The organism is Trinickia sp. (genome assembly GCF_036503415.1).
In the GTDB taxonomy this organism is placed as follows: domain Bacteria; phylum Pseudomonadota; class Gammaproteobacteria; order Burkholderiales; family Burkholderiaceae; genus Trinickia.
In genome coordinates, this window is record NZ_DASXWY010000130.1 from 1 (window position 1) to 9,900 (window position 9,900).

9 protein-coding genes are annotated in these 9,900 nt (G+C 61.5%); 5 read left to right on the top strand and 4 right to left on the bottom strand.

Features of this window, described 5'->3' with window-relative positions; all coding sequences use genetic code 11:
- From VGL01_RS16390 to VGL01_RS16405, 4 genes are all read left to right on the top strand, one after another.
- Positions 1–322, top strand: a 322-nt coding sequence (locus tag VGL01_RS16390; RefSeq protein WP_331571122.1) for a porin, incomplete at its 5' end; no start/stop codon positions are given.
- A 191-nt stretch (positions 323–513) separates the two neighbouring features.
- Complete coding sequence (locus tag VGL01_RS16395; RefSeq protein ID WP_331571124.1) at positions 514–1,773, top strand: FAD-binding oxidoreductase; 1,260 nt, start codon at positions 514–516, stop codon at positions 1,771–1,773.
- A gap of 54 nt (positions 1,774–1,827) precedes the next feature.
- Positions 1,828–2,772 carry an ornithine cyclodeaminase family protein gene (locus VGL01_RS16400; RefSeq protein WP_331571126.1) on the top strand — a complete coding sequence of 315 codons (945 nt, stop codon included), beginning with the start codon at positions 1,828–1,830 and terminating at the stop codon, positions 2,770–2,772.
- Positions 2,773–2,859: 87 nt separating this feature from the next.
- Positions 2,860–3,999 carry a branched-chain amino acid ABC transporter substrate-binding protein gene (locus VGL01_RS16405; protein WP_331571128.1) on the top strand — a complete coding sequence of 380 codons (1,140 nt, stop codon included), beginning with the start codon at positions 2,860–2,862 and terminating at the stop codon, positions 3,997–3,999.
- 96 nt (positions 4,000–4,095) lie between these two features.
- Here the strand turns inward: VGL01_RS16405 and VGL01_RS16410 are convergent, their stop codons facing one another.
- The 4 genes from VGL01_RS16410 to VGL01_RS16425 all read right to left on the bottom strand — a co-directional run bounded on the left by VGL01_RS16410 (position 4,096) and on the right by VGL01_RS16425 (position 8,216).
- The gene (locus VGL01_RS16410) at positions 4,096–4,713 is read right to left on the bottom strand and encodes an XRE family transcriptional regulator (protein ID WP_331571130.1); all 618 of its coding nucleotides are present in this window, start codon (positions 4,711–4,713) and stop codon (positions 4,096–4,098) included.
- A 102-nt stretch (positions 4,714–4,815) separates the two neighbouring features.
- Complete coding sequence (locus VGL01_RS16415) at positions 4,816–6,012, bottom strand: cytochrome P450 (RefSeq protein WP_331571132.1); 1,197 nt, start codon at positions 6,010–6,012, stop codon at positions 4,816–4,818.
- An 88-nt stretch (positions 6,013–6,100) separates the two neighbouring features.
- Positions 6,101–6,847 carry a methyltransferase domain-containing protein gene (locus tag VGL01_RS16420; protein WP_331571134.1) on the bottom strand — a complete coding sequence of 249 codons (747 nt, stop codon included), beginning with the start codon at positions 6,845–6,847 and terminating at the stop codon, positions 6,101–6,103.
- Positions 6,848–6,938: 91 nt separating this feature from the next.
- Positions 6,939–8,216 (bottom strand): hypothetical protein, encoded by a 1,278-nt coding sequence (locus tag VGL01_RS16425; RefSeq protein WP_331571136.1) that lies wholly within the window; start codon positions 8,214–8,216, stop codon positions 6,939–6,941.
- A gap of 440 nt (positions 8,217–8,656) precedes the next feature.
- Here VGL01_RS16425 and VGL01_RS16430 point away from each other — a divergent pair.
- Positions 8,657–9,900, top strand: a 1,244-nt coding sequence (locus tag VGL01_RS16430) for a hypothetical protein (RefSeq protein WP_331571138.1), incomplete at its 3' end; no start/stop codon positions are given.

Genomic DNA, 9,900 nt, shown 5'->3' on the forward strand with positions numbered 1-9,900 from the left:
GAACGGCACGACGAGCTCCGTGACGTTCAGCAACTACGAGGTATGGGGCAAGTACAGCTTCACGCCGAGCACGACGTTGGGCGCGGCATACGCCTATACCGATGGCAGGGTGAATTACAACGGCAGCAAGCCCAAATACCATCAATTTTCGTTGATGGGCAGCTATGCGCTCTCCAAGCGCACCACCTTGTACGCGATGGGGGCATTGCAGCAGGCCGCCGGCGATGCTCAGCATGCCGATATCTTCGATTTCTCGATTGCAGATGCCTCGACCACCAAGCGACAACTGATGCTCCGCCTCGGAATGCTGCATCAATTCTGACCGGGTAGCTGCGCCGCCGGGCCCGCCTTCGGGCGGGTCGGGACGGCTCTGGGTTGGGCCCGGACGCCAAGAACGCTCGACGCAACCGGGCGGTATGCTCGTAAATTATCGTATAGGAAAAATACCAGTACGAAAGGCAAAACATTTTCTGTATAGTTCTCGCTAAACCTGCAGTCCCGAGGGCGGATGCGATGGAACATCAGAAGACCGTAATAGTGATTGGGGGCGGGATCGTCGGCCTCAGCTGTGCTTTTTTCGCGAGGCGCGCCGGCTATCGCGTCAAGGTCATCGATCCGGACATCGCCTCGCGGCGCGCCAGCTTCGGCAATGCCGGCATCCTGGCGGTCTGCGAAACGCTTCCGCTCGCCACGCCGGCTTTGCTGCGGCAGTTGCCCTCGTTGCTGCTTTCGCGAGACAGCCCGTTGCAGATTCGCTGGCGCTACCTTCCCGTGGTGATTCCGTGGCTGATTCGCTTCGCGCGGTCCAGCGCGCGCGAGCCGTTCCTTCGCTCGGCAACGGCGCTCAACTCCGTTTTGCAAACAGCGCTCGATGCACATGCCGAATTGGCCGCGGCGTGTTCAGCCACTGAATTGCTGGCACCGACGGGATGGATCAAGGCCTATCAGTCCGACGACGCTTATCGAAGCCAAGGGGACGAGCGTGCTGAACTCGCGGACTGGGGCGTCACGATGCAACCGCTGGACGCTTCGGACATCGACGCGCTCGCCCCAGGGTTCGCGGGCGTATTCGCGAAGGCGACGCTCTTCACCGATTGTCAGCAAGTGAAAAGCCCGGGCGAATATATCGCTCGCATCGCGGATGGCTGTGCGAGGCAAGGCGTGGAGTTCATTCGCGATAGCGCGCGCGGGGTCGTTTTCAAGGATGGCCGGTTATCGGCCGTTCGAGTATCCGATAGGCCGATAGAGGGAGACACTTTCATACTCGCTTGCGGCGCATGGTCGAAGGCCCTTGCCGCTGAACTCGGCGATCACGTGCCGCTCGATACCGATCGCGGTTATCACGTCATGCTCGACACGGGGCACAGCACCTTGCTTCGGTCCCCGCTCTTCTGGCATGAGAAGTCCGTGGTCTTCTCCCAGCTCGACCGCGGTTTGCGGATGACCAGCAGCGTTGAATTTGCGGGACTCGATGCGCCGCCGGCGTATGGAAACATCGACCGCACATTGAATGCCATTCGGAGCATCGTGCCGGCGCTGGCGGAACTACCGGTGGAAGACCGGTGGCTGGGTTTTCGCCCGTCAATGCCGGACTCGGTGCCGGTGATCGGGCCTTCCGCGCATCACCCCAATTGCTTTTTCGCATTCGGGCACGGGCACCTCGGCCTGACACTAGGGCCGCAGACGGGCCGTCTCGTCGCCCAAGCTATTCAAGGCAGAAAGACCGACATCGATCTCGCGCCGTTCTCCCCCTCGAGATTCACATCACGATAATCGAGCGGCGAATCCGTAGCGTCACATCAATCGATCTCATTGGAATTTTTCGACGTGCTCATACTCGACTCTTCGCAAACCGCCAGCCGTCTTCCGTTCGATCGCCTGATCGATGCAATCGACGCCATGTTCGTCGACGGCTGTATCGTGCCTCTTCGCCACAATCACACGATCGATTGCGGGCCGGACGATCCTCCCGGCACACTGCTGCTCATGCCCGCGTGGCAAACGGGCGGGCGCATCGGCATCAAGACGGTATCGGTGTTTCCGTCCAATAGTCGCCGCTCGCTGCCCGGGCTTCACTCCACGTTCATCTTGCTCGACGCGACGACGGGCGTGCCTTTGTCGATGTTGGACGGCGACGTGATTACGTCCCGACGGACGGCGGCGGCTTCCGCGCTCGCCGCGCGTTGGCTCAGCCGGCGCGATTCGGCCCGGCTGCTCGTGGTCGGCTCGGGACGGGTGGGCTCGCTGATTCCGGAGGCTTATACCGCGGTGCGCCCAATCACGGAAGTGATGGTGTGGGACATCAATACGAAAAGCGCGGAAGCGCTCGCTGGCAGTTTGAACGAACGAGGTTTTTGCGCCCAAGTGGCCGACGATCTCGAAACCGCCGTCCGGCGTGCCGACATCGTCTCTTGTGCGACGCTGTCCACGGAGCCGCTCATCAAAGGCTCGTGGTTGCGCGCGGGAACGCACCTCGACCTCATCGGAGGCTTTACGCCGGCGATGCGCGAATCGGACGACGATTGTTTTGTCGACACATCGGTATTCGTCGATACCGACGAGGCATTGATGAAAGCGGGAGACCTGCTGTCGCCAATGCAGTCGGGAGCGTTCGATAGAGCGTCGATCCGGGCCACGCTTGCACAACTTTGCCGTCGCGAGCATGCGGGACGGCAAAGCCCGGACGAAATCACGGTTTTCAAGGCCGTCGGAACGGCGCTCGAAGACCTTGCCGCTGCATCGCTCGCGTATGACGCATCCGTCGGTGCGTGAGCAGCGCACTCTCGACCCGGCCGACCCGATGAATCCGCAGGGGCTCGGCCAGTCACTTACTTCCAACAAAGTCCAATGGAGACACCTATGTCGGTTCTAAAAAACAGCCGGATCTATGCAATTTTGGTGGCGGTGGGACTCGTCATGACAGGCCCCGCGCATGCTGACGATGTCACGCGTATCGGTGTTGCCGCGCCACTGACCGGAAACAATGCGGCATACGGCAAAGACATCGAAAACGCCGTGAAATTGGCCGTTGCCGAAGCCAACGCCTCGAATATCATCGTTGCGGGCAAGCCGCTCAAGCTCGCCGTTGAGGCGGGGGACGATCAGGCCGATCCGCGAACGGGCGTGCAAGTCGCACAGCAATTGGCGGACAAGGGCGTATCTGTCGTCATTGGGCATTTCAATTCGGGGACGACGATTCCCGCATCGAAGATCTATACGAACGCACACGTTCCGATGATCACGCCTGCCGCCACAAACCCGACGATTACCGAGCAGGGCAGCCAATACGTGTTCAGCATCATTGCGACCGACGCGCAAAACGCTGGCGCCGCGGGCCGCTACGCGGTCGATGTCACGAAGGCCAAACGCATCGCCATCATCGACGACCGGACCGCGTTCGGGCAGGGCGAGGCGGACGAGTTCGTCAAGGCCGTGACGGCTGCGCATGGCAACATCGTCGATCGTCAATACACGAACGACAAGGCAGTCGACTTCAGCGCCCAGCTTACGCACATCAAAGGCCAGAATGCGGACCTGGTGTTTTTTGCGGGGCTCAACCCGCAGGCCGGGATGGTGAAGAAAAAGATGAAGCAGCTCGGCATGCGCGCGCAGTTCGTGGGGGGCGGCGGCGTCGTCGAGCCGACGTTCCTCGAGGTTGCCGGCTCCGATGCACAAGGTGCGATGGCGTGGGAATACGGCACGCCGATCGCAGCGCTTGCACGCGGCAAGGAATTCGAGGCGAAGTACCAGCGGAAATTCGGTACGCCCATGCTCTCGTACGCTCCGTTCGCCTACGATGCTACCTGGGCCGCCGTCAAGGCAATGCAGGCGGCCAATTCGACAAAGCCGGCCGATTTTCTGCCGAAATTGCGCGAGCAGGTCTATGCGGGTATCACCGGCGATATTCAATTCACCGCATCGGGCGCGCTGACCCACCCGTCTACGACGCTGTATGAGGTCGTCGACGGAAAATGGACCTCAGTGAAGACCATCAAATGACTTGGGCGCCACCGGCTTCACGGAGTGGGTGGTGCCGGAGCATTGCTGCCGCGGGCCTCGCGCCCCCGGCGGATTCTCGTTGCGCAGGAACCGGTACTAGTCCAGTGTGACATGCGAACAGACCCAAAGGACTTTCGCGTCCTCGTCGCTTCCCGATATGCAAGCGTGCCCCATCGTGCTGTCGAAATACATGGCATCCCCCTTGTTCAACGTACTGGGCGCATAAAACTCGGTGTTCACGATGACCGTTCCTTCCAGTACATAGAGGAACTCTTCGCCGTCGTGCCGCAGCAGGCTTCGGAATTCTCCGATGCTATGTGCTTTGATCGTCGTAAAAAGTGGCACGAAACGCTTGTCGGCCAAATCTGCGTTGAGCACCTCGTACACGTACTGATTCGTTTCGTGCACGATCCCGCCACCGGCTTTGGTGATGCTTCGTCGTCCTAACGGAACCGGTTTGGGTGTTTGATTGAACAGGTCGCTGACGTCGACACCGAGCCCGGTCGCGAGCGCCGCGATTTTTTCGTAAGTCGGGGAGAGCTGCCCGTTTTCGATCTTGGACAGCGTCGAAACGGAAATCGACGATCGTTCGCTCAATTGTTGCAGGGTCAAATGCGCATGAGTCCGCAAACGCCGTAGCGTTTGCGCAAGCGTGCCAGTTTGCCTGTTGCGCGCAACTGAAGGCTGCGCCGCTTTATCGCTCGTATCGTTCACTGGTTACGCAGCCCGTCGAAGGCCGATTCGTTTGCCTTCGAAATTGTAGCAAAGCGAAAGATGTTTTCCGATCCGATAAATCATTTGCCCGTCAGATCGCCGCTACCACGCCGCGATAAGCGCACTGACCCCCCGCAGATTGCCGCGTTGATTCCAGCTCAACCGGTCCAGATCAGGTAGTCGAAGATTCGGTAGCCGCTCGAGCAATGCGCCGAGCGCGGACTCGAGTTCGATCAGCGCCAGGCGATATCCGAGGCAATGGTGGATGCCGGCGCCGAATGTTTGCGGGCGCCCCTGCTGCCGATCGAGATCGAGACGATCGGGTTCATCGAACCGGGCCGGATCGCGGTTGGCGGCCCCGAGCATCAGGAACACCATGGTCCCACGCTGCACAATCTCGCCATCGATTTCGACATCCTCCATGGCAGTACGCATGGTCATCTGGACGGAGCCGTCATAACGCGTGCATTCGAGCACGGCATTCGGCATTTTCTCCGGATGCCGCTTAAGCAAATCGAGCTGCTGCGGATTGCGATGCAGCGCGATCAACGCGTTGCCGATCATGTTCGACGTCGTTTCGTGGCCGGCGATGAACAGCAGGATGACGTTGGAGACGATTTCGTCGTGGGTCAGCGTGTCGCCCGCTTCTTCGACGCGCAGCAGCATGGAGATCAGATCGCTGCCGGGGCGCATGCGGCGGGCTTCGGTGGTTTGACCGAAATACTGTGCCAGTTCGTCATAAGCGGCGCTTGTCTGCGCCAGCGCTTCGGCATTCATCGGTGCGGGATCGAAGACCTTCGCCACTTTGCCGACGGTATCGCCGAGCGCCGTTGCTTCTTCCACGGGAATATCGAGCATCCGGCAGATGATGAGCAGCGGAAGCGGAAAGGCGAATTCGGCTACGAGGTCGGCCTGTTTGCGCGGAGCGAGTCCGTCGACCAGTTCATGGGCCGTGGCGAGTGCCAGTTCGCGCATCGTTTCGACCTGTCGCGCGTTGAATGCCTTCATCATCAGCGCTCGCACGCGCGTGTGCGCCGGCGGATTGAGCATTAAGAACATCCTGCCGACGCCCTGAAACAGCGGCATATTCGGACCATCGTCGCCATAACGCACGCGGACACTTTCCAAATAGCTCTTGCCCATCGACCTGTTTTGCAGCAGCGCATCGACAATGCCATAGCGCCCGGTCATCAACGCGTTCGGCGCGACGCGTACGAACGGGGCCTGTTCACGCAGTGTTTTGTAGAGCGGGTAGGGATCTTCGAGGAATGCGGGGGTGGACAGATCGGCTAGCTTCATCGAGGTTGGATGAAAAGGGATGGAGAACGTCACGCGGGCAGATGGCAATACGTGGCAACGATGAGCGCGATGATACCCGGCAAACGGTTCACTCGTTTTTCAAGCCATCGACAAATGCCGAAAAGCCGAGCCCGGTCTTGCTGTCCAACCGCGCTGCTCGATCGCCGATCGCGTCCCAATCGAGGTCGGGGCGGTCTTTCCAAAGTGCCATGACGCCTTGGACGGGCGAGATCGCAATGAATTTTCTGCACGTGAAGACGCTCGATACAGTCGACATGAATCGAGCGGCCCACTCGGCGGTCGGCTCGTAGACATTCACCGTCATCACACCGCCCGTGCGCAAGATTCGATGACATTCCCGGTAAAAGTCCGGCGTGTGCAACGCATCGACCGGGCGGTAGCCCTCGCCGAACGCATCCGACAGAATCAAGTCGCACTGTTCGTCGCCATGGTTTCGAACAAAGTCGGCGCCATCCTGGACCACTACACGCAATCGATCGTCGTCAGGGGGAAGCCCGAAATGCGTGCGCGCGAGTTCGACCACTTCTGCGTCTATCTCCAATCCAATCGTTCGCAGCTCGGGCAGGTATCGGTGAATGAATTTGGCCTGCTGGCCTCCGCCGAGTCCGATCAGCAACACGTCGGTCGCTGAGGGGATGAAGGCCAGCGGCAGCAACATCTTTCGCGTGTAGAGAGCGGGAAGATCGTTCGGCTGCGCGAGTTCCATGACCGTCATGGCACCGTTCTCGTCGTTCGCCAAATGCAGAAAGAGGCGCCCATCGCTCATCTGGACGCGATATTTCTCCGTCCTCTCCACACAGGAATCGTCAGCCATCGTTCGGTAGCCTCAGTCAGTGTTCGACATGAACGAACCCTAATCTGCGCGATGGATTGCTTCGCTGCCACGAGGCGAACATTGCGGTTCGTCAGCGAACCGGGCGCCAGCCGGAAGCGAGCAGCGTTTCCGACGCCTCCTTGACCTCCGCGATCGTCGTATCGCGCGTCGCCGCACGAATGCCCAATCCGAAGTGCCTCGCGACGCCTGCCGCCCGGACATCCGCCATGATCGATGCCGGCTGATCCGTCGCACGCCCGGGCCGCGTTTGCGCGTCCCTTACGGCTTGAACGAATACATGGCTGAGTACCGACATCGGGGAATAAGCCCCGCGGATTGTCTCGAAGTTCACGCCGGGTCGCGACGCTAAGCGGACCCATTTCGATGTCGTACGCCGCGCGGTATCTTCGAACGTCCGCATGATTCGCCGATCGTTTTGCATCGCATTCGCCATCTTCCCGACGCCGCTCGCAAACAACCGGGCGCTCGGCTGGGTCAGGGCAAGGTCCAGCGTGACATCGCCTATGACGACCGGCTGATACGGGCTGCCGTCCTGCGTAGGCGGCGAATTCGACGCGACATGCGGCCCCTGACGACGAGAGTCCTCGGCAAGTATTGCGGGCCCCTCCGCCCATGAGTCGAGAATCACCTGTTGTCCTGCGCCGCGCCTTCGTTCGACGTTCGCCCACGTATGTGGAAAAGGCGAATAGGCCCCGACGATCGTCAGCATCTCTCGTGCGCCCGCTTTTGGCGCATGCTGGACCAGCGACACATAGGCATGAGCGTCGCAGTATCCGCTTTCGTTCACGATGGAGCCGGCGGCGAGCGCCATGTAGGAACCCATGGCGGCGACACGGCCTGGGGCATCCCCAGTCAGGCCAGTGATCTCTTCTTGCGGCAGCGTATTCGATAGACGCACGCCGGCCGGGTCTTTGCTACGGCTCTGGAGCACCGATTGCAGCGCGCGCTGCCCTTCGAGTGCGGCCTGCGAGCGGCCCACCGCCACGAAATTCGTTTTCCGGTTGTCGTCGATGACGTTGCCGCGCCCTTTGCCGAGGATCGCCCTGGTTTCCGTCAGCGTGTCTTGCCCGTCGATCAGCGAGGCGGCGTCTTGCGCATCGATCGTTCTTCGAATGGATGCTCGCGCATACAAATATCCGGCGAGCGGTAGACGGGCACGGCCGATCGCCGGTTGCGCGATCTGGGAACCGGATTCGCCCTCGGTGCGATCCGCGCGGGGCCGCAGATTCTCGAAGACGGACGATGTCGCGGCACGCGCCGCGTTGCCGCCCACATGCTGCGCGACGGCGTTATCGATCGCCGGATTGCTGCTGCTCGTCTGTGAAGACGTAGCGCCTATTCTCTGCACATCAAGACTCCTTAGGACGGCGTCGGTCAAGCTGCCGCCCGGAGCCGATGGCCCGGCTTGCCGCGGGGGCGTGGGCTCGACGTGCAGCGCGGCGCAAGGCGTCCAACGTAGCTTTGAATAGTGTGTCTATCGTTTGCGCTCGGCGAAATAACGGAGAAAAACGCGAGATGACCGCGGTTGCAAACGCACCTCGACGACTGCCATTCGCCGAACTCCCATCTATTTCGCTCGTTGGCCCGAACGGACGCGTGCGCATTGCTAAGGTCGGTCCGTCATCGTTGTAGGCACCGGCCGTCAGCGCGGAGAAAAACATGAGCAAAGATGTGCGCCTTAGCTCTGCGCAACCTCTAACCAATGACGAATCCTCGATAACGAGCGAACGGCGGACTGCAGATAAGGGTGACGGGCGTTCATCGTCCCGGGCACGGAGCGTCTCATCGATGCTGGCGCGGCTCAATCCGCTGCGTCGCGCGGGCAAAAAAGCAGGTGCTGCCGAGAACCCTGGCCCGCTCGCTCAGCCAGTTGCGGCTGCCGCTCTCTTGCAGAGCCAGACGACCGGACGCCCTCGGGTTTCGCTACAAGATTTGCTTGAAGAAGAGGCGCGGCAAGGCACCGCACCTGCTGGAACGACCGGTGCTGCCGCCGAAGCGGAACAGGCGCAATCGGCCCATCGTTCGGATCTCATGACGCCGCAGGCAACGGCGCTCGGGCGCGGCACCGGTGGTCCGAGCCGGTCGCTCGATGTGCTCGCCGAGGACGATGAGGAGGAAGTCGACGATGACAGCGGCACCGAACACGGGCCACCATCCGCAGCCCCTTCGCCGACGCGCGACATGTCTCCACGCGAGGATTTCGGCCTCGCGGGTGGGGTGCATCTTCATCACGTCGAGCGACATGAGGAGCTCCCGCTAGCCGGCTATCTGCTGGCGCGCGAGATCGACGGCCGCGCCGTGCCGGAGCACGAGCTTGGGCGCCTGAGGTCCGCCCACGAAACCGTCGTGCAGACGCGCAAGCTGCTTCCATGGGGACGCGGCAACGTCCGTTCGGACGTCGAAGCCACCGATGGCGAGTCTCTCGTGCGAGCGTACCTCGCTCAGGAACTGGCCCAGGACCTGGCGAAAGGCAAGGCACCCGGATTCGAAGATGCACCGAACGTTGCAGGTGCGGCGATGTTCGCGCGGGCCGGTGTCTGCAGCAACCACGCTGCTGTCGCCATGCATCTGCACGCTGGGAAGCTGGATGCCCCGGACGAAGCCGTCCATTTCGCAGGGCGCCCGCTGGTCGACCATGCCTGGAGCGAATTGCGCAAGGGCCGGGGCCGCAAGAACGTGATCGTCATGGACGCCTGGGCGGAAGGTTCCGCGGTGTACGCCGAAGACGCGCGCCATACGCGCCTGGCGCTCGGCGTCAAGAGCTACGGCCGCTATGATGCTTCAAACGGTCCGGCCGCGGCCGACCGGGCCTTCGAGGCGGCGGCGAAACTCACCGAACTTGCGCCTCACGAAACGATCGATGAAATTCGTCACGCGCTCAAGGAGCAGCCGCCGAGCGACAACAAGATGCGCGACGCCCGAACGGTGCTGGACAAGCGGTTCACGCAGCGGGTCGAAAAGAAGATGGCCGCGCCGCTGACGGCGACCCAGGCCCAGCAGATCGGGCGCAATCGTTCGGGACTCGGCGGTGC